Annotated in this window: 25 protein-coding genes; 7 read left to right on the top strand and 18 right to left on the bottom strand. The window is 28.6% G+C overall.

The features are described 5' to 3' along the window. Nucleotides 1-24: 24 nt before the first annotated feature. From BB_RS00790 to malQ, 4 genes are all read right to left on the bottom strand, one after another. A complete protein-coding gene (locus BB_RS00790) occupies nt 25-1773 on the bottom strand; it encodes a hypothetical protein (RefSeq protein ID WP_002658161.1) in 1749 nt (582 codons plus the stop codon). Between the two features lie 80 nt (nt 1774-1853). Beyond that, a complete protein-coding gene (locus BB_RS00795; RefSeq protein ID WP_002658159.1) occupies nt 1854-2840 on the bottom strand; it encodes a calcium/sodium antiporter in 987 nt (328 codons plus the stop codon). Between the two features lie 27 nt (nt 2841-2867). Next, a complete protein-coding gene (locus tag BB_RS00800; protein ID WP_002658157.1) occupies nt 2868-4712 on the bottom strand; it encodes a putative glycoside hydrolase in 1845 nt (614 codons plus the stop codon). A 119-nt stretch (nt 4713-4831) separates the two neighbouring features. Then, entirely contained in the window at nt 4832-6352 is a 1521-nt protein-coding gene (gene malQ / locus BB_RS00805) for a 4-alpha-glucanotransferase (protein ID WP_010889696.1), read from the bottom strand. A 139-nt stretch (nt 6353-6491) separates the two neighbouring features. Here malQ and BB_RS00810 point away from each other — a divergent pair, with 139 nt between their 5' ends. Further along, nucleotides 6492-7661, top strand: coding sequence for an OmpA family protein (locus tag BB_RS00810; protein ID WP_002655999.1), 1170 nt, complete (start codon nt 6492-6494; stop codon nt 7659-7661). A gap of 11 nt (nt 7662-7672) precedes the next feature. Here the strand turns inward: BB_RS00810 and BB_RS00815 are convergent, their stop codons facing one another. Beyond that, nucleotides 7673-8050, bottom strand: coding sequence for a TraR/DksA family transcriptional regulator (locus BB_RS00815; protein WP_002663978.1), 378 nt, complete (start codon nt 8048-8050; stop codon nt 7673-7675). Between the two features lie 165 nt (nt 8051-8215). Here BB_RS00815 and infA point away from each other — a divergent pair, with 165 nt between their 5' ends. Next, nucleotides 8216-8437: a translation initiation factor IF-1 gene (infA, locus tag BB_RS00820; RefSeq protein WP_002556767.1), complete on the top strand. Its 222-nt coding sequence runs from the start codon at nt 8216-8218 to the stop codon at nt 8435-8437. A gap of 47 nt (nt 8438-8484) precedes the next feature. Here infA and BB_RS00825 read toward each other — a convergent pair whose 3' ends face one another. Genes BB_RS00825 through mnmE form a run of 10 tightly spaced genes read right to left on the bottom strand, consistent with a single transcriptional unit; the run spans nt 8485 to nt 19755 of the window. Then, nucleotides 8485-10488 (bottom strand): SH3 domain-containing protein, encoded by a 2004-nt coding sequence (locus BB_RS00825; RefSeq protein WP_010889697.1) that lies wholly within the window; start codon nt 10486-10488, stop codon nt 8485-8487. Then, nucleotides 10482-11069, bottom strand: coding sequence for a tetratricopeptide repeat protein (locus BB_RS00830; protein ID WP_002659754.1), 588 nt, complete (start codon nt 11067-11069; stop codon nt 10482-10484). Before BB_RS00830 ends, BB_RS00825 begins: the two co-directional genes overlap by 7 nt. Then, on the bottom strand, nt 11051-12037 hold the full coding sequence (locus BB_RS00835) for a vWA domain-containing protein (protein ID WP_020948707.1): 987 nt from the start codon (nt 12035-12037) through the stop codon (nt 11051-11053). Before BB_RS00835 ends, BB_RS00830 begins: the two co-directional genes overlap by 19 nt. Further along, nucleotides 12034-13035 carry a vWA domain-containing protein gene (locus BB_RS00840; RefSeq protein ID WP_023003278.1) on the bottom strand — a complete coding sequence of 334 codons (1002 nt, stop codon included), beginning with the start codon at nt 13033-13035 and terminating at the stop codon, nt 12034-12036. Before BB_RS00840 ends, BB_RS00835 begins: the two co-directional genes overlap by 4 nt. Then, nucleotides 13022-13927, bottom strand: a complete 906-nt coding sequence (locus BB_RS00845) for a hypothetical protein (protein WP_002656117.1) — start codon at nt 13925-13927, stop codon at nt 13022-13024. Before BB_RS00845 ends, BB_RS00840 begins: the two co-directional genes overlap by 14 nt. A gap of 3 nt (nt 13928-13930) precedes the next feature. After that, nucleotides 13931-14806 (bottom strand): DUF58 domain-containing protein, encoded by an 876-nt coding sequence (locus BB_RS00850; RefSeq protein ID WP_002656651.1) that lies wholly within the window; start codon nt 14804-14806, stop codon nt 13931-13933. 14 nt (nt 14807-14820) lie between these two features. Beyond that, nucleotides 14821-15813 (bottom strand): AAA family ATPase, encoded by a 993-nt coding sequence (locus BB_RS00855; protein ID WP_002556774.1) that lies wholly within the window; start codon nt 15811-15813, stop codon nt 14821-14823. Between the two features lie 56 nt (nt 15814-15869). Beyond that, nucleotides 15870-16496, bottom strand: coding sequence for a 16S rRNA (guanine(527)-N(7))-methyltransferase RsmG (rsmG, locus tag BB_RS00860; RefSeq protein ID WP_002665606.1), 627 nt, complete (start codon nt 16494-16496; stop codon nt 15870-15872). Continuing rightward, nucleotides 16493-18358, bottom strand: a complete 1866-nt coding sequence (gene mnmG / locus BB_RS00865) for a tRNA uridine-5-carboxymethylaminomethyl(34) synthesis enzyme MnmG (RefSeq protein WP_002657592.1) — start codon at nt 18356-18358, stop codon at nt 16493-16495. Before mnmG ends, rsmG begins: the two co-directional genes overlap by 4 nt. A 2-nt stretch (nt 18359-18360) precedes the next feature. After that, a complete protein-coding gene (gene mnmE, locus BB_RS00870) occupies nt 18361-19755 on the bottom strand; it encodes a tRNA uridine-5-carboxymethylaminomethyl(34) synthesis GTPase MnmE (RefSeq protein WP_002656499.1) in 1395 nt (464 codons plus the stop codon). 83 nt (nt 19756-19838) lie between these two features. On the opposite strand from mnmE, the gene BB_RS00875 reads away from it, so the two are divergent. The 5 genes from BB_RS00875 to csrA are packed head-to-tail and all read left to right on the top strand — an operon-like array spanning nt 19839 to nt 24147. Further along, nucleotides 19839-20333, top strand: coding sequence for a FlbF protein (locus tag BB_RS00875; protein WP_002656867.1), 495 nt, complete (start codon nt 19839-19841; stop codon nt 20331-20333). An 11-nt stretch (nt 20334-20344) separates the two neighbouring features. Further along, nucleotides 20345-22228: a flagellar hook-associated protein FlgK gene (gene flgK / locus BB_RS00880; RefSeq protein ID WP_002656068.1), complete on the top strand. Its 1884-nt coding sequence runs from the start codon at nt 20345-20347 to the stop codon at nt 22226-22228. A gap of 2 nt (nt 22229-22230) precedes the next feature. Then, a complete protein-coding gene (locus tag BB_RS00885; protein WP_002657594.1) occupies nt 22231-23505 on the top strand; it encodes a flagellar hook-associated protein 3 in 1275 nt (424 codons plus the stop codon). 1 nt (nt 23506) lies between these two features. Then, complete coding sequence (gene fliW, locus BB_RS00890) at nt 23507-23899, top strand: flagellar assembly protein FliW (RefSeq protein WP_002556781.1); 393 nt, start codon at nt 23507-23509, stop codon at nt 23897-23899. Between the two features lie 2 nt (nt 23900-23901). Continuing rightward, on the top strand, nt 23902-24147 hold the full coding sequence (gene csrA / locus BB_RS00895; RefSeq protein WP_002556782.1) for a carbon storage regulator CsrA: 246 nt from the start codon (nt 23902-23904) through the stop codon (nt 24145-24147). On the opposite strand, the gene tsaB is transcribed toward csrA, so the two are convergent. From tsaB to BB_RS00910, 3 genes are read right to left on the bottom strand one after another with little or no spacing between them, the layout of a single operon-like run. Next, the gene (gene tsaB / locus BB_RS00900) at nt 24131-24784 is read right to left on the bottom strand and encodes a tRNA (adenosine(37)-N6)-threonylcarbamoyltransferase complex dimerization subunit type 1 TsaB (RefSeq protein ID WP_002657596.1); all 654 of its coding nucleotides are present in this window, start codon (nt 24782-24784) and stop codon (nt 24131-24133) included. The genes csrA and tsaB overlap by 17 nt on opposite strands. Continuing rightward, on the bottom strand, nt 24777-25190 hold the full coding sequence (tsaE, locus tag BB_RS00905) for a tRNA (adenosine(37)-N6)-threonylcarbamoyltransferase complex ATPase subunit type 1 TsaE (protein WP_002663946.1): 414 nt from the start codon (nt 25188-25190) through the stop codon (nt 24777-24779). The genes tsaB and tsaE overlap by 8 nt, the downstream gene beginning before the upstream one ends. Further along, nucleotides 25187-25447, bottom strand: a complete 261-nt coding sequence (locus BB_RS00910; RefSeq protein WP_002556785.1) for a hypothetical protein — start codon at nt 25445-25447, stop codon at nt 25187-25189. Before BB_RS00910 ends, tsaE begins: the two co-directional genes overlap by 4 nt. Nucleotides 25448-25640: the final 193 nt, after the last annotated feature.

Consider the following 25640-nt stretch of genomic DNA (forward strand, 5'->3'; position numbering starts at 1 on the left):
AATAAATCCGCTTACTTACAAACGCTATTTTTTTTGTATCCTATCACTAAATTTGACCCAAGCTTCATCTTGCTCTTGTTTTGTATAGCTCTTACTTGCCACTTGCTTAGGTGCTGCGCCCTTCTTGGGGAAAGAATTTCTAACTTGCTCTTTTATTTCCTCTCTTTGTTTTCTAATTTTTTCCAATTGTCTTTTAACTCTTTCATTTGAATCAAAAAGACCGCTTCCACTTTTATTCAAACCAGCTCTAAAATCCAATCTGGACAAAGCCTCTTTATAACTTTGATGCTTGCCTGTCAAAAACAAAACAATTCTTTTAAACAAGCTTAAATCTTTATAAGCAGCATTTAAAATCGAATACAAATCAAGTTTATATATTTTATATAAGGGTAACAATTCATTACTATTCTTAAAATATTTTGCTGCTTCAACTTTAATCAAATCTTTAAGATGAACCTGAACGCTTTGTGTTTTACAAATTCTCCTGTAATGAGAAACAATAAGATCAAGAAACTTAACTTTATTTTTTAAACAATACTCATTCATAATATATCTAGATACCAATCTACTTAGAACTTCTTCTAAGCCTTCTTCTGTAAAAATAGAAGAAGGATCATCCCCAAAGCTAAGAATTTTAAATATACTAGCCCTCAATTCACTATTAAGAAATTTCAAAACCTTTTCATATTCTTCTAAAAAAAACTCATATGCAAAAGGCTTGTACAAATAAAAATTTTCTTTTACTTGAAATATTTTTGGCAAAATATCATGAATTTTAGATTCAAAAAAGTACATATTAGCAACTAATAAAAAATTTTCAGGATCGTTTAGCCCTTCAGAATAAACTTTTAAAATCCCAAAAAACTCTTCTGTATCAATTGAGCCTTTTTTAAACTCTAAAGTCTTTTCAATTGCTTTTAAAGATTCATCAATTTTAACAGCTTCTATAGCCTTAAGCTCTTCTAAGTCTTTTTCATTTTTAATAAAAAGATTAAGAAACTCTAAAAAAACAAAATAATTTTTTGAAAAAGTAATTCCTTTTTTGCCAAGAACTTCATCCTTGATTTCAATTATACCAGAGAGAATCTTGGAAATAGCACCAATAATATTCTTACCCTCTTCTAAAGTTTTCTCATAATCAATAAGCTTTAATCCTTTTATTCTAACGAAAACATCTTTTACAACATTATTAGAAGCAATATTAAAAAATATTTTTTTAACAAACTCAATAAAATATAAAGCCCTGCTCGATGGAATTATCAATGATTTCCAAACTAATATTTCTTTCAATTGTGATTTTGTTTCAAAAAATTTATAGTTAATATCTGAATCTGCAATAGTTATAAATTCATTCTTAAAAACCAACAAACTAGATTCTATATTCTTAACAGTAAGCAAAGAACTAAAAAGCTCTATTCCTATATAAGTTTTCAAAAATAAATCATCAATAGAATAATAATAAAAATCATAACTGGCCTCATCGGTCAAAATTATACTGTCTGGCAAAAATTCTCCATCAGTTGCTATTCTATTAGTAACTATTCCTCTTTTAACTTCATAAAGTTTGCGAAATAAAAAATCAAGCTCCCCTTTTAAACCTCTTATTTTTACAGAATGCTCTTCTATAAAAGAAGAATAATCTATAGCTTCCTTTTTATAAGACAAAAGAGTTTTTAAAATTGATTTTTGGGTATCAGAAGATATTCCTAATTGAGAAATCAAAATATCTACTTCTTTGCTACTCATATAAAAAATTTCTGGTAATTTTTTCATATTGTTCCTTATGTTACATTTAAATAATAAAACATATTACATTAAAAATATATTAACAAGTCAAAATTAAGATCAAATAATCAATAAAAGTTAAATAACATTAAATTATATAAAAAATATAAAAGCAAAAAAATTAAAGAAATGCCCCTACCAAAAACCCCTTTAAATTTAACCACTAAAAATAAAACTAAAGTTATAAACACCATTATACTAAAATCTAAAATATAAATATCTTGCAATAAGATAGGTCTGAAAAAACTACTACTAGCTAAAATAAATCCGATATTAAAAATATTACTACCAATAATGTTGCCAAATGCAATGTCTGATTCTTTTCTAATTATTGCAAAAAGAGATACAACAAGCTCGGGAACACTTGTCCCAAAAGCTACAAGTATAATTCCAATCAACTTTTCACTAACATTAAAAACATTGTTGGCAATGTAAAGAGCTCCATCTACCAATAATTTCGATCCCAAATAAAGAAAATACATGCTAATAGCAAAACTTAACAAGTTAAAAAATATAAAGTTAAAACTCTGATTTAAATTACTTGCACCTTCTTGGAAAGAATTTTCTAAGCTGGCATACTCTTTTTCTTCTTTATAAAAAAGCAACAAATAGGATAAAAATAAAATTAAAATACTAAATGAGCTAAAACGATTATAAGGTGTTACAAAAAAAGAGTAAGATCTAAAATCAAATGAAAGCAATAAAAGAAGAAACATTAATAAAAACAGAAACATAAAAGAAAGCTTAAGTCTTTTAAAATCTGCCTTAATCTTTAAAAAGAATCCTGCTAAAGGCAGAGCAAGCAACATATTAATAATATTGCTACCAATAACATTAGAAACAACAATTTCGTTTTTACCCTTAAAAGCTGCCACCAAACTTGTAAAAAGCTCTGGAGCACTTGTTGAAAAAGATACTATTGTAACTCCTATTAAAAGTGTTGGAACTTTTAAATAAGTAGCAATGCCAACTGAACTTTTTAAAAGTAAATTACCACCAAGATACAATAAAAAAATCCCAAATCCTACGTAAAAAAATTGAATTAAATGTTGCAAATAAATCTCCTTTACAAGAAACAACAATTAAAAAGAATCTAAATATTCTTTTAAACTACCTTTAATCATATAATAAACATTAGATGCATTCCAAAGGCTAAAGCCACTACCAAATGACTCTTTAATTCCTTTAAGCTGAAACTTTAAATACTCCAAATAAATCTCGTCATCCACCAATCTTTCTTTTCCTAATAAAAAAGCTTGAACATAAGGCCTAATAACAACCCCATCTAAAGAAAAAGCAAGTGCTCTATCACTCCCCTCTTTATAAATCCTATAAGCTCTTTTTGTGTAATAAAAATTGCTTGGCAAAAAATCATCAGTATAATGCGAAGGATAAAACATAGGAGATATGACGTCAACATAATCTGATAACATTGAAATATTTTGCCCAATACTATTAGTAGGAAACCAGCCATTGTACCCATAAATATCAACAGAAATAGGAACATAAAGCTGTTCTCTTGCCATAATCAAAAAAGATTCAAGTGCATCAACGGGTTGCATCTCATACTTATTCATTCTTGAGATTGCAAGAGACACAGGCCCATCTGATGGAAATCTAATATAATCAAATTGTATCTCGTCAACTCCAAAAGATTGAATTTCTTTTGCGATAGAAATATTATATTCCCAAGTAGCAGGAGAAAAAATATCTACCCAATGCTCTACTTGTACATATTTCACAAGACCACTAGAATCAACTTTTTTAATCAAATGAGCCCAAGGTTTATTGGTTTTTTTATTCCAAAGGGCGTGTTTAAAATTATCATAATAATACAATTTTGAATCTTTAAATACAACACATCTAGCAATAACATAAATTCCAAGCTCTTTTGCTTTTTTAAGAATATAAGGAACATCAATAAAGTTTTTAACAGATCTCAACTTATTGGGCAAAGAAAGCTTGCTAGAATAAGTCAAATTACCATTATCATCTTTAAAATCAATTACAACAGCATTCATACCTGAATCTTTAATAAATTTAAATCTTTCATCAACTGCCTTCTTATTACGCAATGTATATGCTGTTAAATAAATAGACCCTTTATTTTTAGCAAGCTGCATCCTTTGTGATTTTTCAAAAAAATCCTGATCCTGCAAAGATAATTTTCCAATAAATACCCATTGCCCATTAATATAAGAATAAAAATGATTGTCATATGTTCTGACTAAAATTTTTTCTACATTCTTACTAGATAAGTCTAAAATACGTATTATTTGCTTTTTGAAAGGAAAAGATATTTTTTTAATAAATCCACTTTTCTGACTAATTAAAAAAATATCTCCATAAACTCCAGAGGAAAAATATAAATTATTTGTCTCTTCTTTTGAAAATTCAATAGCACTAATAATATCGTAATATCCTGCACCTAAATAAATCTGCGGAATCAAACGATTTAAATTTTTAAAACTAATAGCTCCATTAACACTAAGATAAATACCATGAATCGCAGTTCCAATAGCAATACGCTTGTAATCTCCTTGAGAAAAGGCACTAGATGTAATATATGCACCGCTATTAAATTTATCAATTCCTACTAATTTTCTAAAATTTTTTGAATAATCATAAGAAACATAAAGATTGTTACTTGTAGTCAAAAATGAACTTGAAGAATAAACATCCTCATAAATAGAAGTAATTCGACTAGGAACAAGCTTATAAAAAGGGTAAACCCACCTAGAATTTATCCCATTGACTTGAACTTTGGTTATTTTCCCATTAACATTTTTACTTAAAAATCCTTTATGAACAAAAAATAAACTATATTTTTTAAAAAATTCTTCATCGGTTAATGAATATATACTAAAAACCTTGAAAACAGAAAAGAAGAAAATAACTACCCAATAGATAAAAATTTTCATATACATTAATACATGATACTTGCAAATGAAAAAATATTAAATAACAGTGATTTTTATTTGCACAATTAGATCTCAATTAAATTTAAAAATACCTAAATTTTATAACGACTTTGCTCTTAAAAATCTTAAGCCCTGCCATAAAGCCTTGTAATAAAACTTATATTTTGACTCAAAGTAGCATCTAAATCACTTTCTAATAATCTAAAAATACAATTATCTAAAGTGCTTTTTGGGATATTTGCACTAAATTTATCTCCTAAATTAATATAATCTTGCATTGACACTATCACATTATCAGAAACACTACCCATAGCACTTCTTATCATGTCCCAAACAACAAAATTTTCATTTGTATTTAAATAATCAAAAATGTACTTTTTATGCAAATCATCTAAAGAATTAATAAACTCTCGTATTGTATCATTATCACCACTTCCTGTGTAAACTATGCAATTTTTAATATAATTATGAGGAAGATTTTGATTGCTTGAATCAAAATCAAAGGCAAGATTCATTATTTTCATTCCTGGAAAATTAAAAAAATCTCTTAGTCTTGAAACATCTTCAAGATCATTTTGAAAATCTTCAACCCAAATTTTTAAATCTTTAATTTCATTTAAAATAAAATTGAAAAAATCTCGTCCTGGCGACTTTACCCACAACCCATTAAAAGCATAAGACTCGCCCGCACTAACTTCCCAAGTAGAAACAAAACCTCTGAAATGATCAATTTTAATTATATCTGCATACTTTCTTAAAACCCCAATCCTTTTTGCCCACCATTCATACTTAAATTTCTTTAAAACATTCCAGCTATAAGCTGCACTATCCCAAGCTTGCTCTTGTTCTAAAAAATAATCTGGAGAAATTCCTGCAATCTTATCTTTGCTTGCATCAAATCTTAGCTTAAAATATTTTTGGTATGCCCAAACATCAGCAGAGTCATATGCTATAAAAAAAGGCACGTTCATAATTAGCTCAATCCCCTTATCATTTGCATAGCGCTTTAAAGCTTGAAACTGTGAAAAAAAGAAATACTGCAATACCTCTTGCACTTTAATCTCTTTTGAAAGGATATTTCTCAATTTAAATAAATCTTTTTCATTTCTTTTAAGAATTCCTCTATCAAAAAGAACATTAAAAGCATTCTTTGACTCTTTAAAAAAATATTCTTTAAACGCAACAAAACTTGCAAAATCTAAAAGCCAATAAGAAGACTTTTTTTTAAATTTTTCAAAGCTTCTAACCTCATCAGCCGAAGCTCTATTAATAAAATTTAAAGCGGCTTCTTTAAGAAATTTATCTTTAAAACTTATTTTTTTTAAATCAGAATACCTGGTTTCATTTTCTTTTAAAAGACTTAAATCTGAATCTATAAATTTGTCAAGGGCTTCTAAATCAATATAATAAACATTGCCAGCAAAAGCCGAAAAAATTGAATAAGGGGGAGATCTTGTAAAATCAATAGGGGAATAAGCAAACATTTGCCAATAACTTTGAGAAGATGCAAACAAAAAATCTATAAATTTATAAGCTCCTTTCCCTAAATCTCCAATGCCATATTTAGATGGTAAAGAGCTTATGTTAAGCAAAATACCACTTTTTCTTTTTAAGTTTAAATTAATCCTTGTTTTTTTATATTTCATATAAAACCTCTATTAATTAATAATTTAAATAAATTCCCACTGTGTTATAAATTATAATAAATATCAGATCAGAACAACATATTAAATAGCAATTTTAAAAAAAATTAGAAATTAAATACTTTTATGATAAAATCTATTAATGAATACCAAGGCGACTACACCATTGTTGTTATTATTTTTAATTCAAAGCTTAGCTTTTTCTTCTGAAATCTTTGAATTTAAATACATTAAAGGTTCAAAGTTTAGATTAGAAGGCACAGATAATCAAAAAATATATTTCAATGGCCATTATAATTCAAGCTCTAATACCAATATTCAAATTTCAAGTGAAATAAAAGACATAAAAGAAAACTTTGCAAGCATTAAAGCTTTTTTTAGAATCTTAAAAAGAGAAAATATTAATGAACCTTACCTATTAAATGAAGAGTTTGAAGAAATCTTCAGCGTAAATAAGCAAGGAGAATATACAATAGGAGCAAATCAAAAAAGACCTTCTGTTAGAGGTATTCCAAGATTCCCAAAAACACCAATCAAAATAAATGAAAAATGGTCATATCTTGCAGAAGAATATATAGAAGCGTCAAAAATAGACAAAAGTATAAAAGATTTCGTTGTAAAATTTAATGTTAACTACGAATATAAAGGCAAAGAAGAGCACAATGGCAAGCATTACCACATAATTCTTTCGAATTATGAATCACAATACAATGTAAAAAACATCTCTTTCTATCAAAAAGTAGACCAAAAAATTTATTTTGATAATGAAATTGGCAATACATATAAATACAGCGATAAATATATATTTGAAATAAATCAGAACAACAACCAACATTTTAAAATGATTGGAAACTCTCTTGGCAGAATAGTTTCAATTGAGCTTCCAAATGATAATCTTATTGAAACTGAGGTTGAAAATTACATCCGAGAAAAAAAAATAAAAGCTATTGAAGTTGAAAAAAACAATAAAGGTATTAATTTAAGCTTTGACATTGAATTTTATCCTAACTCATTTCAAATACTACAAAAAGAATATAAAAAAATTGACCTTATAGCTAAACTTCTTGAAAAATTTAAAAAAAATAACATACTAATAGAAGGACATACTGAGCAATTTGGATTGGAAGAAGAGATGCACGAGCTATCTGAAAAAAGAGCTCGTGCAATTGGAAATTATTTAATAAAAATGAAAGTAAAAGACAAAGACCAAATACTATTTAAAGGATGGGGATCTCAAAAACCAAAATATCCTAAGTCCTCCCCATTAAAGGCTAAAAATAGGCGAGTAGAAATTACAATATTAAATAACTAACTTAAGATGTATCATCTTTTGTTCTTTTTTTCTTTTTTTGTCTGACAACTAATACACAAAAAAGCATAAGGAATAGCTAAAAGTCTCTCCCTAGCAATCTCTCTTTCACAAGCCAAACACTTACCATAAGAATTTTGAGAAATTCTATAAAGAGCTTGATTTATTAAATTCAACTTTCTCTTTTCAACAAAACCTAACGCTTCAAGATTATTTCCATCCATATTATCAAAAGCAATATCGACAACATCCTTTGGATACATGTCATTATTAATTATTTCTTTTTTGCTATTTTCTACAGACTTAATAGAATCTAATATCTCTCTTTTTTCAGCTGAAAGAAATTTTTTGATCTCTTCAATAAACTCATGCTCAGAAACAGCTTTTTGCATGATACCTCCCTATAAATTACATTTTTAAAAAACTTCGTGTAATTATATACACAATTTCTTATAATGTAAACAAAAAATAATGCTTTTATTCTTAAAAAGAATAATTGAAATGATATGTTTAATCATGTAAAATTTATCCTATTAGAGAAAATTATGGAGGTTGTCTTGAATATTAAAGAAGAAGCTATTGAAACTGAAGGAATTGTAAAAGAATCCCTTCCAAATACCATGTTTAGAGTAGAGCTTAAAAACAAGCACATTGTACTTGCCCATCTATCTGGCAAGATGCGAAAACATTTCATAAAAATAGTTCCTGGTGATAAAGTAAAAGTTGAGCTATCTCCTTATGATCTTACAAAAGGTAGAATAGTGTACAGGGAAAAATAAAATTAAACCCTTTTAAAAAATTTTCAAGTGTTGTAAATATTTATTTTTTAGATCAAATCATCTTTTAAGGACACAACAAAATTCTTGTGAATCCAGCCTTGAAGTCCATAACTTGTTTCAATAAGAACAAAATCATCTTTGCTGTCAAGAATATAAACACTTGCATTTCCTTTTAAAAATCTCCAACTCCTTGAAAAATTGTCAGGAACTTTATAAAGAGAGACTAAATCACCCTTAATTATTCCTACTTCAGATTGTTGCTCATAATAAAAATAATATGTTTCAAATATAGTAAAACAAACCGCAGAAAAAAGTAAAAATATAATTATTTTTTTCAAATTTTTTGCCAAAAATCTATAAGAAATAGATACAACTAAAAAATTAATCAAAAATAAACTGATAATAAAAAAAATATTAGAAAAAATAAAACTATTGTTACGAACATTGTCTGTAACTCCATTTTTAGCTTCAATCAAATCAATAACTTTATAAGAGGTTTCATTATTCGGAGAAGCCAAAAATGCCTTATAAGCTGAATAAATAGCATCAAAATCTCTATCCATTTTACTTAAAACAAGGGCTCTATTTAACCAAAGTCCTGAATAATTTGGATATTTTTTAAGAATGTTATCTATCTTGATAAGTGCAGCATCATAATTTTTAGTATTATAGTCTTCAATCAAATCATTTACATTTTTCTCCGACAATAAACCATCATTTACAGCATTTAAACTAATGCCAACAGCCAATATTAAAATAACCAGCCCAAAACTTGATGCTGCAAAAAATTTTTTATAGTTAATTAAAATAATTAAAGATAATAAAAATCCTGGAATCAAAAGTAAATAATAGTATGAAACAAAAAATAAAAAAGTTTTATTTTTATAATTCAAAATATCGGCATAAGATAATAGTTTAAAATCAGAATCTACATTATTTTGTGCTCTATTTATGCTGTTAAACTCTCCTGAATATTCATACTTCAATTTTTTCCCTTTAAGGGTATAAACTGTATCATTATCAGGATTTAAATAATTAAAATCACCAATATTTAAAAATACACTACCTTTAGTGTCGGGCTTAACTGTATAAATTTGAGAAATACTACCCTTATATCCATTTTTAGAAGGCTTAAAGCTATAATTTTTCTTTTTATTAAGAATTTTAGAATTATAAGTTTCAATCTCTGGAAAGTAAAAATGTGGAAAATTCCCTTGACCTGTAATTTTTATTAAAATAGTAAATATATCTTGCTCAATTGTCGAATAAGTTGGAGTCTCATAATCAACTCTAAAAGTTCCTACTGCTAAAGATTTAACCTCTCCAGGAATCGGTTTAACTTTTAATAAAAGCTCAGGGGTATTCCTAACAAGGCCAGAACCAATATTAAAAGAAAAACTGGGAATCAAAACATTTTTTGAGCCCTTAAGAGGAGTTAGTATAAAGTTATAAAAAGGTACATCTAAAATCTCTTTATTATGAAAAGTTCTATATTTAATATCCCCAAATATAGGCATCTTTTCAACCATTGCATCCTTAATAGCAGGCAAAGATCCAGACATTTCATTAGAATTGCTATCTGAAAGCCAATTTGAGCGCAAAATAAGTCCAATACTTTGATATTCATAAATTTCTTTCTTATCAAGATCCCAATATAAATCAACTGGCAAACCAAAAGAATTTATTTCATCAGCTCTTAGCACACTAACTTCAACTTCTGAAGATATATAAAAATCGCCCTTATAAATTACTTTTAATGGAGGAATTTTAATAAATCCCAAACTCTCAAAAAGATATTCAACCCTGATCTCAATAAAAGAAAAGTTATTATCGGTTGTTCTAGATATTGATAAAACATTGGAATTGGATTGAACTTCTTTGTTTATTTCAACTTTTAGCAAACTTATGTCAATATCTTGCAAAGGATTATTAAGTCTTACAATCTGAATAAATTTATCGCCCTTTAAAACTTTAATATTTTTAACAAAATCAATGCCCGTAAGCGAATAAAGTCTTGCGATTGAAAAAAAATAAATAAAAAATATTACCAATCTTCTTTTGGAACAGCTAGATTCTCGTCTATTTTTCTCAACCATACAACCCTCTCAAGATTTTCAATATACCTTAAAAAATTTTCATTACTTTCAACAAAATTTTTACCTTTTTCTACACTTAAGGAATTCAAACTATCGCGCACCGCTCGTTTTTTTATTATTGCAAGTTCAAGATTATATTTAGCATTATAACTGCCAGGATTAATCTTTAAAGCTTCTTTGAAAGCCACCTCGGCCTTATGATACAGTCCTTGATTATAGTATATTACTCCTTCGTTATAATTGACATTAAAATTTAAAAAAATATCATTGGTCTTCTTAGCGTAAGAGAATATTCTAAGAGAACTTTCATACTCACCCAAAGAATAATATACAACACCAAGATTGTAATATCCCCAAGCAGAATATTTTTCATCCTCTACAAGATTATAATAATTTGAAATTGCATTTTGATAATTTCCTCTAACATATTCGTAATTACCAATAGCCATTAAAGACATGGATTTAACATTTGAGCAAGACAAAAAACCTAAAAACAAAAAGCAAAAATATAAAATTGCTAAAAAGTTTCGTCCCACTTTATCATCCTGACAAACAAATACATAAAAATAAACAACAATGAAATAACCAAAAAAATTTTATATCTTGATACATCAACAAGTATAATGTCGTTTGACGTTCTTCTTATTATACCATTTCTTATATCATTGACAACAAAGTTAATCCCTTTTAAATACAAGTTATAATATGATCCCTTAAGAGAAGAGGCCAGAAGAAGTAAATTTTCCTCATTTATCCCAGTTTTAACAAGATTTCCATTTTTATCTTTAATGCTTAAATTTTGATTAAATAAAACGGGATTACTCCCGCCAATCCCAACCACAAAACTTTCCAATTTTAAATTATTGACAAATTTAGAAAACCTATAATAATTATTTTCCCCCCAATCATCGCCATCTGTTAAAATAACTAAAAAATTATAATACGAGTCATCCGGCACATTAGAGATTACACTAAAAACAGCATCTCCTAAAAAACTTCCAGGAGAGCTTATTAAATCAGGCTCTATATAATTTAACATCTTGTTTAAACTGTTTTTATCCTTAGAAAAAGGTAAAACTAATTTAGACTTGCCTTTAAAAATAGTAAGGGAATATTCTGCATTCTCAAAATTACTTAAAATTAAACTAATCATATTTTTAGCACTCTCAAGTCTATTAATAATTTTACCTTCATCTACACTTAACATGCTACGAGAAATATCAAAAATAAAAGAAATTCTCAATTTATTTCTCTCATCCTCAACAGCTCTTTGCCCCCAAGAAATATCCAAAATGGATAAAATTAAAAAAATCAAGCTAAAAATAAAAAACATTGACATTAGAACTTTTTTAATGTAGTAATTTTGAATATAAGAATTGTCCCCATACATAAAACTTAAGGTTTTAAAAAACGGAATATTTCGTCTAAAATCAAGCACACATACAAAAAAAATAAACAATAAAACTAAAAAAAAGTATAAAGCACTATAATTATTTATACTCATAGTATCTCTTTTAAGAAAATTTTTGAAAAAATAAAATAAACAAGCAATAAGCAAAACGCTAAAACTAAAAATTCTTTATAAATATCTTTATTGTCCACAGCTATTTTAATTTTTCTCTCCAAATTTTCCTTTTTTGAAAAATCTTGAATTGCAAATTGAAAAGAAAAATCATCATTAACCGAATAAAAAAGCCCCCCCGTTTTATTTGAAATCTCCACAAGCATACTAGGATCATAAACCTCTTTAAAACTTCCCTGATAAAATTTTCCAGATCTTAATTTAAACTCAACACTAAATTCTTCAGAACTTCCAATACCAATAGAATAAATCTTAACATTTAAACCTTGAGCAAGATTGATCACTTGATCTTTATRAATCTCATCTGAATTAACAACCCCATCTGTTAAAACCACTATTGATCTTTTAAGAGCCTCAGAATGCTTTAAATGAGACAGCGCAATAGAAATACCTAGCCCTAAAGCAGAACCATTGCCAAGATCCATAATATAAATATCATCTAGCTTTTTATTAAAAAATTCCCTATCTGTTGTTATAGGCACTACTATTGAAGCATCTTTTGCAAAAGCTACCAAACCAATATTATCATTTTCACGTTGAGAAATAAAACCTCTAATCAATTCTTTTGAAAATTCAAGTCTATTTTTGGAAGAAAACTCAACAGCCCCCATACTAGGCGATATGTCAAGAACAATGACAATGTCAGCACCAGCACTAAGATGTATCATCTTCTTTTTTGAAACTGAAGGACCTGCTAAAGCAAACACCATAACCATTGCAGCTAAATATAAAAAAGAGTAAGTAAAAAAATACATCAAATTTAATCTATAATCCTTAAGTTTTAAAGAGTTGAAATTGCCGTAAAGCGATATTGGAAACTTTATCTTGCCTCCTCTATTTTTTAAAAAATGATTAAAGTAAATTATTAAAGGAAAAATTACTAATAAAAACAAATATAAAGGCTCATTAAATGTTAACATTAGCACCTCTATTAAATTCTTCAAAATTCGATGCTGCCGTTCTTAAATCCTCTAAAACAAACGACAAGCTATCAAATACCAAATCAACACCACTAAATTTACTAAAATCAGAAAGTCTTAACGTATTAATAAAAATTGATCGAATCTCGTAAGGAACCTTAAGATCTTGCAAAATTATAGAAATTTCTGTTGTAGTGATTGCATTAAAATCAAAACCTGTTTTTTTAGATAAATAAACTCTTAAAGAAGAATTTATTAAATTATAAAATGCACTTTGATCCCCACCATCTCTAACGTATTTAGACAAAATAACAAACTGCCTCTGCAATACTTTATAAGGCTTTTTAAGTCCGTGCTTAACTATCAAGTAAATCAAAAGCCGATTTAAAAGCTTTAAAAGCTTAATAACCAAATAAGGAATCAAAAACAAAACAAAAATGAATAAAAACAAATAGGTGCTTGTTCCAGGAATAAATAAAACACCTTCTATATTTTTAATTTTAAAATCAGAATTATTAGATACTAGCTTATCTGTATTGATTTTTATATTCTTTAGAATAACCTTGTTTTTCTTACCATTGCTAATTACATCACCAATATAAATAGAGGGAAGAGAGCTGCTTCCAATATAAAAAGAAACAAAATTAACTATTATTTCATTTGTTGTGTTATTAAAACTAATCGAATTTACTTCAACAAATTCATCTTTAATATTAATATCTTTAAAATCTACAGGGGAAAACTCTTCACCATCATTTAAAATTAATGAAACTTTAAAATCAACAGAATCACCTACATAATAACGAGTCGGCATAAATATTTCATTTTTTATTTCATAAGAATACAAAGATAAGGTTAAAAAAAGAAAAAGATTTGAAACAGCTCTCTTCAAAATCTATTGTCCCTTTTTAAGAAGAATTTTAAGTTTTTTAAAAACATCTTCTTTAGTATCAATCTCAATAAAACTAATATTTTTTTTAATACATTCTTTTTTCCATTTTATTTTATCAAGCGTCCAATAGTTTTTATAACCACTTAATGTTGACTTGCTAAACCCCGAAACTAAAAAATTTTCTCCAGTTTCAATATCTTCACAAATTAAAGTCCCAATTTTAGGAAAATTTTCATCAAAAAAATCTGAAATTCTTATAGCAATAACATTGTGTCTCTTGCTTAAAACATTTAAAGATTTAAAATAAGCATTCGCCTTAAAATCAGAAATAATTATAACTAAAGATCTTTTTTTATAATATTCTGCCGTATTTTTAAAAATATAGGCCAAGCTGCTACCCGGCTTAAGATTTCTATTAATTGTTTCACTTAATATCAATCCTAAGTGTGAATGACCTTTGCTAGAGGGTATAAACTTGTCTGTTCCACTTGAAAAAAAAGTAACACCTATTTTATCATTATTAAAAAATGCCATATGTGCAAAAATAGAAACCAACAAATCCTGAACATCCTTTTTGTTTACCTTGTCTCCCAAGCTCATGGAAAGTGAATTATCAACAAGAAGATGAAGATTCATTCCCCTATCCTCTTTGAAAACCTTTGAAAAAATGCTGTCGGCTTTTGAGCTCACATTCCAATCAATAAATCTAGCATCATCAGAATCCTCATACGGCCTAAACTCATGAAATTCAAGGCCAAGACCTTTAAAAATTGAACGATAACCACCAAAATTAAGCTCTGAAAGCATTTTCCTTGAAAAGAATTTTAAAGCTTTTATCCTAGTTTTAGTACTACTACTTATCTCATTATCTTGTATCATTTTAAAATCATTTCCTAAGGAAGCGCTACAGCAGAAAGAAGCATTCTAATAATATCATCAATGCTCATTTCCTCTACCTCTGCCTCATAAGATGGTGTAATTCTATGCCTTAATACGCTGTAAGCAACAGCTTTGACATCTTCTGGTAAAACAAATATTCTCCCCTCATAAAGAGCATTAACACGAGCACACTTTAATAAACTAAGAGAAGCTCTAGGAGATGCTCCAAATTCAATATATTTGGCAAACGGATAAGTTTTTTTATCCCTTTCACGAGATGCCGAGATTAAAGTAACAATATAAAGCATTATCTTGTCATCAACTTTTACTCTACCAACCGTTCTCTTGATATCAGCCAAAGAATAAGCATTCATCACCTTTGCAACTTTAATATTCTCAAGACGCCCATCTACTGAAAATATTTTCAAAAGCCTTACCTCATCTTGCACTGATGGATAATGAACATTAACTTTTAATAAAAATCTATCAAGTTGGGATTCTGGCAAATTATAAGTCCCCTCTTGCTCTATTGGATTTTGAGTGGCAAGAACAAAAAACGGATCTGGAAGCCTATGAGTTTCGTCTCCAAGAGTTACTTGTCTTTCTCCCATAGCCTCAAGAAGAGCAGACTGAACTTTTGCAGGAGCCCTGTTGATTTCATCTGCTAAAATAACATTTGAAAATACTGGACCTTTTCTAACTTTAAAAGTGCCTGTAGCACTTTTATAAACCATATTACCAGTAAGGTCAGATGGCAAAAGATCTGGGGTAAACTGTATGCGCTTAAATTCAAGATCAAGAACATCAGATACAGTTTGAATTGCAAGAGTCTTGGCAAGACCCGGAACCCCTTCAAGTAAAACATGCCCATCTGTTAAAAGACCCATTAAAATAGCATCTATCATTTCTTTTTGACCAAGAACTCTGGTTGCAACCTCTCTTCTAAATTTATTTATCAAATGTAATGCATTCTCTACTTCTGAATCTATCTGAAAACCACTCTTCATAATACTCCTAGTCAAAATCACTCTAAAATATAAACTGAACTTAAACGATAATAATATTATCTGTAAAGCAAAACCAAATTTCTATCTACTCTTAATTTTGAATTTAAAGACTTTACTTCTATTTTACTAAATAAATTTTTAATTTGATTGACTTCAAGGTTAATTCTATCAAATTTACCCTTATATGCCATAATCAATCCCCCACCCTTTAAAAGATTTTTTAAAATTAATGCATATTCATTCATATTTCTAAAAGCTCGAATTGTAATAAATTCATACTTCTTTTTTTCTTTTTCAATCTCATATTCTAAAATTTTTACATTTTCTAAATCAAGTTCTAATTTTATCATTTTTAAAAAAGTAGACTTTTTTTTACTTCTCTCTAAAAGATAATATTTTCTAGAAGAGTCAAAAATAGCCAAAATAATGCCCGGAAATCCAGCACCACTTCCAACGTCAAGAACTTCAGAAGGATTAATCTCTTTAACAGTAGACAATCCCAAAAGAGAATCTATAACGTGTAGATTAAGAATAGAATTAAAATTGCTATTACTATTTGAAATTAAATTAAATCTAGTATTTAAAAGTAAAATTCTCTTTATATATAAATTTATCTTCTGAAGATCTTTGTAAGCAAACTGAAAATTATGTTCTGACAAAGCAAATTCAATATCACTTATCATAAAGAAAAATTTATAACTACCTTATTTTTAGGATTTGAAAAATATATTAACAAAACAGTAATATCTGTACTTCTTATTCCAGGAATTCGACTTGCTTGAGCAAGGGTAGCTGGTTGAATCTTAGAAAATTTTTCTCTAGCTTCTCTTGAAAGGCCTTCAATAATTTCATAATTAAAATCAAATGGTAGCTTGACAAGCTCTAGATTATCAAGCCTTTTAATTAAATCCTTTTGTCTATTAATATAGCCTTCATATTTAACATCTAATTCAACTTGCTCTAAAATTACTTTTGAATCACTTAAACTTGGATCAATCTTTATAAGATTATCTAAACTAATAGAAGGATCTTTTAAAATATGGTAAAAATCTTTACTAACATGTTTTTTTAATTGTTCATCAACAACATCTTTTAAACTAAGGCGCCTTTGCTTTAAAAGCTCCTTTATCTCTTCAACCCTGCTCTCTTTAAAAAGATATCTTGAATACCTCTTCTCATCAACAAGCCCAAGATCATATCCAATCTTAATCAAACGCTTGTCACTAGTATCATGCCTTAAATTAAGTCTGTGCTCAGCTCTAGAGGTAAACATTCTGTAAGGTTCTTTAGTGCCTTTGGTAACAAGATCGTCAATAAGAACTCCAATATAAGAGCTAGTTCTTGTTAAAATCATTGGCTTTTTATTTTGAAGTCTTAGAGCAGCATTAATTCCAGCCATTAACCCTTGAGCTGCTGCTTCTTCATACCCTGAAGAGCCATTAGTCTGCCCCGCTATAAAAAGCCCTTTGACTCTTTTGCTCTCAAGATTTGGGTAAAGTTCAATTGGATTTATATAATCATACTCAACAGCATAACCGGGCCTTGTAATAACAGCATGCTCAAGGCCTTCAATGCTGTTAATCAATTTTTGCTGAATATTTTCAGGCAAAGAAGAGCTAAGACCATTAAGATACATTTCTTCAGTATTAAAACCTTCAGGCTCAATAAAAATTTGATGCCTATCTTTATCTTTAAATTTTACTATTTTATCCTCAATAGAAGGACAATATCTTGGACCATTACCCACAATCTCACCAGAATAAAGAGGTGATAGGTGCATATTCTCGCTAATTATTTCGTGAGTTTTTTTATTAGTATAGGTTACATAACATGAAAGTTGAGATTTATCTAACTTGCCATTTGAAAAAGAGAAAGGAATAATATCTGAATCTCCAAATTGAACCTCCGTCTTTGAAAAATCCACACTTTTTTTATGAATTCTTGCTGGAGTGCCCGTTTTAAGCCTACCCATTTCAAATCCAAGACCAAGTAAAGTTTTATCAAGCCCATAAGCAGAAAATTCAGCAAGCCTACCCATATCAGCTCTATACTCGCCAATAAATATTTTACCTCGAAGAAACGTCCCTGTTGTAAGTACCACAACGCTTGATCTAAACTTATTGCCTCTCTCTGTAACAACACCTTCAATTTCATTTCTCATTGAATTAAGAAGAAAATCCACAACTGTATCCTGAAAAAGATCAAGATTGTCTTGACGTTCTAAAGTTTCTTTAGCCTTGGTTTGGTACATTAATTTATCAGCTTGAGCACGTGGAGCTTGAACTGCTGGGCCACGACTTTTGTTTAAAACTCTAAACTGAATCATGCTAAAGTCAATAATACGACCCATTTCACCACCAAGAGCATCAATTTCTCTAACCATATTACCCTTAGCAAGCCCACCAATAGCAGGATTACAAGAAAGCTTGCCTATTGTATCTAAATTTTGAGTAATCATTAAAGTTTTAAAATTCAACCTTGAAAGAGCAAGAGCAGCTTCAATCCCCGCATGCCCCCCTCCAATAACAATTGCGTCAAAATCCATATTTATTTCCCCAAACAAAAATTCTTAAACATATTGTCAAGAACATCTTCACTACTAACTTCTCCTGTTATTTCCCCTAAACAGTTGATAATCTCATAAGCATCAAATGCTAACATATCATAACTTACTTGGCGATCAATTTTACTAAGTAAATCTAAAATCAAAGCATAAGCTTTCTCCAAAAGTTGCATCTGACGATTTGATGATATTATTATATCATCAAGTCCAATCTCGACTCTCTCATAAGAGATTAAAGCCCTTATTTTGTCATAAAGAATATCTATTCCTTCTAAATTTTTAGTACTAATCATTATTAAATTTGAAGAATTTAAAACCTTTGAGCGAACAAATTCTTCAGTGGACTTATTTATCTTTAAATCTATCTTATTTAAAACAAACAATATTTTACTATTAGATTTATTTGAATCAATAAATAAGAAATCATCTTTTGTTAAATTTGAACTAACATCGATCACATAAATCACTAAAGATGCTTCCTTTATTAAAGAGTTACTTTTCTCAATTCCCAATCTCTCAACAAAATTGTCAGCATCTCTTAGTCCTGCTGTATCAAAAAGATTAAATAAAATACCATCAAGCTCAAAACTTGCCTCAATATAATCTCTTGTAGTGCCTGGATATGAAGAAACAATTGATCTATCTTTTTTGAGAAATAAATTAAATAACGACGACTTTCCAGCATTAACAGAACCTGCTAAAACCAAAGCAACACCATTATCAATTTTTTCATAAACCTTATAAGAATTAATTAATTTTTTAAGTTCAGCCTTGCTACTTAAAATTAAGTCAAAAGGAATACTAATCTCATGATCATCAACCTCATAATCAAGATAAACACTAACAGCTGATAGAAAATTTAAAATACTTTTTTTTATTGCATCTATTTTAACAAACAAAGCTCCAGAAAGTTTATTAACTGCAAGAGAATAAGTTTTATTGGTTTTGGCAAAAATAATCTCATGAATTGCCTCTGCCTTTGTAAGATCAATTTTTTTAGCAAGAAATGCACGTAAAGTAAATTCACCAGGTTCAGCCATCCTAAACCCACTTTTTAAAAACAAATCTATAATCTTTTTAATTCCAATCACAGAACCATGCGCCATAACTTCAATAGCATCTTGCCCTGTAAAGCTTTTTGGTGCTCGATATAAACAAACAACAACTTCATCTACCTTGCAACCATTCTCACTATCTAATATATAACCGTAATGAATCGTATTCCCAGATGCTGAATTGAGAGCTGAATGATTTGAAAAGATTTTAGAAAATTTAGATATAGAAGAAGCACCACTGCTACGAATCACACATAAAGCACTACTTAAAAAAGGTGTTGCAAGAGCTACAATATCATCATCTCTCTCAAAAAACTTACTCATACTTTAATGTATTATAACACAATAAAAAAGACAAAATTGATTTGTAAATATGTTTATAATAGCTTATAATTAATTTCATAAAAATGAAAACAAAACTTGAAACTGAACTAAAAGAAGTCTTAAAAAAAGAACTTCTCTTGGTAGAAGAAATATATAATTCATACTTAAAAATAAAAGAATATATCGACAATAAAAATGAAATAGGACTTAAAGAGGTCGCAAACAAAACAAAAATATTGCTTGAAAGTTTTAAAGAAATTGAAAGCAAAAGAGATGAAATTTGGAAAAAATTTACCAAAAATGAAAACTTTAAGTCAACTTACGAAGCTGTAGAAAAATTGACTACAATTTACAAACAAGAAATATACGACTATCTACACAAATTGAAAATTGGAATACTGAATATCAAAAATTTAAACTACATAATACAAAACTATGTAAACACGTCCCTTGACATGTTATCAATAATATTCCAAGATATCCAAGAAAGTGTAGAAAATGTAACTTATAAAAACCCTTACGGGCCAAAAATTGGACGCTCAAACGAAGCTTCCGTTTTAATAAATAAAAAACTTTAAAGGAGTTTAGAGTGGATTCAACATTTTCAGGAATAGAAATTGGCAAAAGAAGTTTATTTGCACATAAAGATGCTATGAATACAGTTGGGCACAATTTATCCAATGCTACAAAGCCTGGATATTCAAGGCAAAGAGTAACAATGAAAACCGAAATTCCTCTTTATGCTCCACAATTAAACAGAGCCAAAAAACAAGGACAATTGGGACAGGGGATTGTTGTTCAATCTATAGACAGAGTAAAAGATGAACTACTTAACACAAGAATCATTGAAGAATCGCACCGACTAGGATACTGGACTTCACAAGACAAGTTTATATCAATATTAGAAGATGTTTATAACGAACCTGAGGATCAATCAATAAGAAAAAGATTAAATGATTTTTGGGAAAGTTGGCACGATCTAGCAAATCAACCACAAGGTTTAGCAGAAAGAAAAATAATTCTAGAAAGAGGCAAATCTTTTTGTGAAGGAATAAGAAATAGATTCCATTCGCTTGAAAGAATTTACATAATGGCAAACGATGAAATAAAAATTACAACGGATGAGGCAAACAATTACATTAGAAACATTGCAAATCTTAATAAACAAATTTCAAAATCTCAAGCAATGAAAGACAATCCAAATGACTTAATGGATGCAAGAGACTTAATGGTTGAAAAATTAGGCAATATAATAAGTGTATCAATTGAAAACAAACAAGATCCCAATGAATTTTTAATCCACGCAGAAGGAAGACATCTTGTACAAGGTTCAATTGCAAATGAATTCAAACTAGAAGCTACAAACGGGCCCACCAGAACTAGATGGAACATTTTATGGGCAAATAATGACAAAGCTTACCTTAAAACGGGAAAGCTGGGATCTTTGCTTAACATAAGAGATGAAGAGATTAAAAACGAAATCAATGAACTAAATAATATAGCTGCCAACATTATAGAAATTGTTAATGAAATACATGAAGCAGGACGTGGAATGGATAAAAAAAATGGAAGAAGTTTTTTTTCTCAAGAACTAAAACTAACTGATGATCGAGGTAGATATGATACTAACGGAAATGGTCAGTTTGATTCCGTTCATATTTTCAAAATTAACAGCACAAATGAAATATTTCCAGAAGAAAAATTGGGATTTTACGGAACTCTTAAATTTGAAGCTACAAATAGTAATGAAATTGTAGAAATACCCTACAATGCTCCAGATACAGTTCAAGATGTAATAAATAGAATAAATAATTCCAACGCACAAGTTACAGCAAGAATTAACTCAGAAGGCAAGCTTGAAATCAAAGCAGTTAAAGAACAAGAAGATGAGAATATAACATTTAAAATCAAACATATAGAAGATTCTGGATCATTTCTAACAAAATATACAGGAATATTAAATGCATCTGGACCTGAGGGAGCTTATGATTATAAAAATATTGACACAACAGACAAATTGGCGCCTAAATCGACTTATTCAATCTCTCCTCTAAAAAATCCTGCAGCATGGATAAAAGTTGCAGACATAATAGACTCAGATCCTTCAAAAATAGCATCGGGAATTAAAAATCCAACAAATGAAATATCTATTGGAGATAACCAAGCAGCACTAAGAATCTCCTCTTTTGGAAATTCTCAGATTATGATTGGCAAAAATTTAACATTAAATGATTACTTTGCAAATACAGCATCAAATATAGCAATAAAAGGACAAATTTCAGAAATCACAAAAGAAAGCCAATCTCAAATATTAAAAGATTTAACAGATCTAAGAATGTCTATTTCTGGAGTAAACAAAGATGAAGAACTTGCAAACATGATCGAATTTCAACAAGCATTTATTGCAGCAAGTAAATTTATCACTGTTTCTGTTGAACTAATAGACACAGTAATAAATAAAATGGGAGTATAAGCATGATAAATAGAGTAAGTCATCCATTAACATATGAAAATTTCAAAACCTCTTCAGCAGAGCAAGAGTCTAAAATTACAAAACTTTTAGAAAACTTATACAAAGGCGGCAAAAGGATTGTAAAATTAAGAAACGATCCAACAGGCGTTACTCACGCAATAAGACTAGATAACGACATATTTAAGCTTAATGTATACATAAAAAATATTGACACTTCTAAAAGCAACCTTAGATATACGGAAGGATATTTACAGTCTCTTACAAATATTTTAACACGAGCTAAAGAAATTGCAATTCAAGGAGCAAGCGGAACTTATGAATCAGATGACAAAAAAATGATATCAAAAGAAGTAAATGCCTTGCTTGAAGATGTAGTTGCAATAGCAAACGCCAAAGGGCCTGATGGATACAGCATATTCTCGGGGACTAAAATTGATAGCGAGGCGTTTAAGGTAACTAGAGAGAATAAAATAAGCAAAACAAGCAAAGACGGTGCGGGCCCCCAAATAATCAAAGTAGAATACAACGGCAACCAAGCTGAAAAAAAAACAGAGGTATACAATGACATTCATATGTCAAATAATTACCCTGGAAATGTAATATTTTTCTTACAAAATCAAAATATTATCTCATCAATAAACACTAATGGATTTGCCGTAAAAGAAAATACAAAAATTTATATTGACAATATTGAGATAGGACTAACAGCAGGAGATACTGCTCTTGACATCGTTGCAAAAATCAATGAATCTTCAGCGCCTGTTGAAGCAAGCATTGATCCCGTTTTAAACTCATTGTCTATTAAAACTACAACTCCACACCAAATTTGGATAACAGAAGAAAAGGAATCAAATGTTTTACAAACACTTGGAATACTTACCAAAAACAATGATACCAAACTACCTCCTTACAACCTTTCTAGTAGCACAGAAGTTAGAAGTAGGTCTATTTTCGATGCGCTTATTGAGCTTAGAGACACACTTTACAATAACAAAGAAGAGCTTGTTGGAAGTAGAAGTCTGGCAGAAATTGACGAAAGCTTAAAAAGATTACTTATATCCGTTGCAGATCTTGGAGCAAAAGAAAATAGACTTGATAGAAGCTATGAAAGAATAAGCAAAGAAGCTGCAGATATGAAAGAAGATATGATTCAATATACAGATCTTGATGTAACAAAAGCAATAACTAATTTAAATATGGCAAGCTTAGCTTATCAAGTGTCTATAGGAATCTCTGCTAAAATAATGCAAACGACTTTATTAGATTTTATAAAATAGAATGATAGATGAAAAAAGTATAGAATTTGATTTTCCCGAGGGAATACTTGGATTTGAAAACATTAAAAAATTTATAATAAAAGACTCTAAGTATAAGCCTTTTTCTATTATGCAATCCATCAATAAAGACGTAAGTTTTTTGGTGACATCTCCTTTCAATTTTTTAAGCGAATACTTACCAAATATCCAGGAAAAAGATTGGTCGGACATTAAAGCAAAAGAAGAAGATGAAAAAGTTATACTATGCATAATCAATATGCATGTCAATGATTATAAAGACATTACAGCTAACCTAAAGGCACCAATCATAATAAACAAAAAAAAATTACTTGGAAAACAAGCTATATGCACAAATGAAAAATACTCACTACACCATAAAGTTTTCAAGGAATAAAGATGCTAGTATTGTCAAGAAAAGCAAATGAAAGCATTAAAATAAATTCTGATATTGAGGTTTTAATATTAGAAATAAAAAAGGATGCTGTTAAAATAGCAATTAAAGCCCCTGAAAACATTAAAATATTTAGATCTGAAATTTATGAATTTATTATAGAAGAAAACAAAAAATCACTACTAAAAGACAAACACAATATAAGCAAAATTAAAAGCCTTTTTAATCATTATTTCAAGAATGAAAATTAACCTCTGCATCACTTTGTCTTATGTAAAGAGGTCCTGACAAAATATCATCACCTTTTCGATTTTTTAAGTATTTAGCTACCCCAAGTTCTGTTAAAATTTTTCCAAACGAACTTAAATTTTCAATGATTTTAAATTTATAATTGCACTCTTTGCAAACATCTTCAAGATTGTTCCCAATAAGCACTGAATTTGGATCAATCTGATTCAAATATTCAAACAAATCTTTCTTAGAAAAACACAAAATCTTCCCTATCAATTTGCAATTTTTATAATTCCCAAGAAAATATTTACCTGCAGTAAAAGTTAATACAACTGCACTGGGGTTATTTTCAACTAAATTTGCAAAAACATCTAATGTGGAAATATTGACAAAAGGAATAGAAAGACCTAAAGCAAGGCCTTTGACAAAACTTAAACTAATTCTAAGACCAGTAAAAGAACCAGGACCACAAGAATTTATAATTAATTCAATTTGATTAAGATCGATATTATTTTTAATTACAAAATCATTGAAAATTTTTGGAACACTAAAATTTAAATTTGATTTAAGTTTAACCAATGAAAAATTATTATTATTAATTCTACAATAAACTATTAATGCTTTATATGAATATTCAAATGCAAGTGTATTAACCATTAAGTTCTACAACCCTGCCTGAACCTACTATTTTAAAAGTTAAAGAAAATAATCTATCTTTTGGAACAATGCTCAAAGCAATTTGTGGCCATTCAATAGCAATAATCGAGTCAAGATCCATAAGTATTTCCAATCCCCCAACAAGCTCAAATTCTTCCAAAGAAGACACCCGATATAAATCAATATGATAAAATTTAAAATTTATAAAATCATAAACATTAACAATGTTATAAGTTGGACTTGTAAAATAAGAAATTCCAAGGTTAAGGGCAAGTCCCTTTAAAAAACTAGTTTTTCCAGATCCCATGTCACCACTTAAAACAAATATTTTACCAATTGGCAAAGGATAAAAAAAAGATTTGGAAAAATTTATCATTTTTTTTTCTGACTTAAATTCTAAAATCAAGGAAGCTTACCTTTAAACTCCAAATCGATTACACGCCTTTTAATTGCAACCATTAGTTTTAAAACAGGATAATTTAAAAGATCTATAAAATCAATAGTGACATGCTTTTCTCCTAAGGGCGTAGCTTCAATTACAAACTTGACTTTTTTGATTTCTAAGATATCATTATACTTATAAATAACATCAGCAAAATATACATTTCTATAGTATATAAAACTCTCTTGCTTTTCAATATTATTAAGAGAAATAAGCTGCACAATAATAATCCTTAAAATAAATTAAACTCCCAAAAAGCCAACATAAGAACATTTTTATTTAGCGCTATTTTTCAAGGCGGAATTTTTATTCTTAACCTCTGAATTGCTTTTGGCTATCATTGACTAAAAATATTCAAATTCCTAAATTTTATGAGATGTCGCAAAAAAATAACTCTAATTCTTAAAATTAAAC

This window comes from Borreliella burgdorferi B31 (assembly GCF_000008685.2).
Lineage (GTDB): Bacteria > Spirochaetota > Spirochaetia > Borreliales > Borreliaceae > Borreliella > Borreliella burgdorferi.

Bases quoted from the DNA above. Each gene is read 5' to 3' on its own strand.
- BB_RS00790 (WP_002658161.1), bottom strand. From the start codon at position 1,773: ATGAAAAAATTACCAGAAATTTTTTATATGAGTAGCAAAGAAGTAGAT.
- BB_RS00800 (WP_002658157.1), bottom strand. From the start codon at position 4,712: ATGTATATGAAAATTTTTATCTATTGGGTAGTTATTTTCTTCTTTTCT.
- malQ (WP_010889696.1), bottom strand. From the start codon at position 6,352: ATGAAATATAAAAAAACAAGGATTAATTTAAACTTAAAAAGAAAAAGT.
- BB_RS00810 (WP_002655999.1), top strand. From the start codon at position 6,492: ATGAATACCAAGGCGACTACACCATTGTTGTTATTATTTTTAATTCAA.
- BB_RS00815 (WP_002663978.1), bottom strand. From the start codon at position 8,050: ATGCAAAAAGCTGTTTCTGAGCATGAGTTTATTGAAGAGATCAAAAAA.
- BB_RS00835 (WP_020948707.1), bottom strand. From the start codon at position 12,037: ATGAGTATAAATAATTATAGTGCTTTATACTTTTTTTTAGTTTTATTG.
- BB_RS00850 (WP_002656651.1), bottom strand. From the start codon at position 14,806: ATGATACAAGATAATGAGATAAGTAGTAGTACTAAAACTAGGATAAAA.
- BB_RS00855 (WP_002556774.1), bottom strand. From the start codon at position 15,813: ATGAAGAGTGGTTTTCAGATAGATTCAGAAGTAGAGAATGCATTACAT.
- rsmG (WP_002665606.1), bottom strand. From the start codon at position 16,496: ATGATAAGTGATATTGAATTTGCTTTGTCAGAACATAATTTTCAGTTT.
- mnmG (WP_002657592.1), bottom strand. From the start codon at position 18,358: ATGGATTTTGACGCAATTGTTATTGGAGGGGGGCATGCGGGGATTGAA.
- mnmE (WP_002656499.1), bottom strand. From the start codon at position 19,755: ATGAGTAAGTTTTTTGAGAGAGATGATGATATTGTAGCTCTTGCAACA.
- BB_RS00875 (WP_002656867.1), top strand. From the start codon at position 19,839: ATGAAAACAAAACTTGAAACTGAACTAAAAGAAGTCTTAAAAAAAGAA.
- BB_RS00885 (WP_002657594.1), top strand. From the start codon at position 22,231: ATGATAAATAGAGTAAGTCATCCATTAACATATGAAAATTTCAAAACC.
- fliW (WP_002556781.1), top strand. From the start codon at position 23,507: ATGATAGATGAAAAAAGTATAGAATTTGATTTTCCCGAGGGAATACTT.
- csrA (WP_002556782.1), top strand. From the start codon at position 23,902: ATGCTAGTATTGTCAAGAAAAGCAAATGAAAGCATTAAAATAAATTCT.
- tsaB (WP_002657596.1), bottom strand. From the start codon at position 24,784: ATGGTTAATACACTTGCATTTGAATATTCATATAAAGCATTAATAGTT.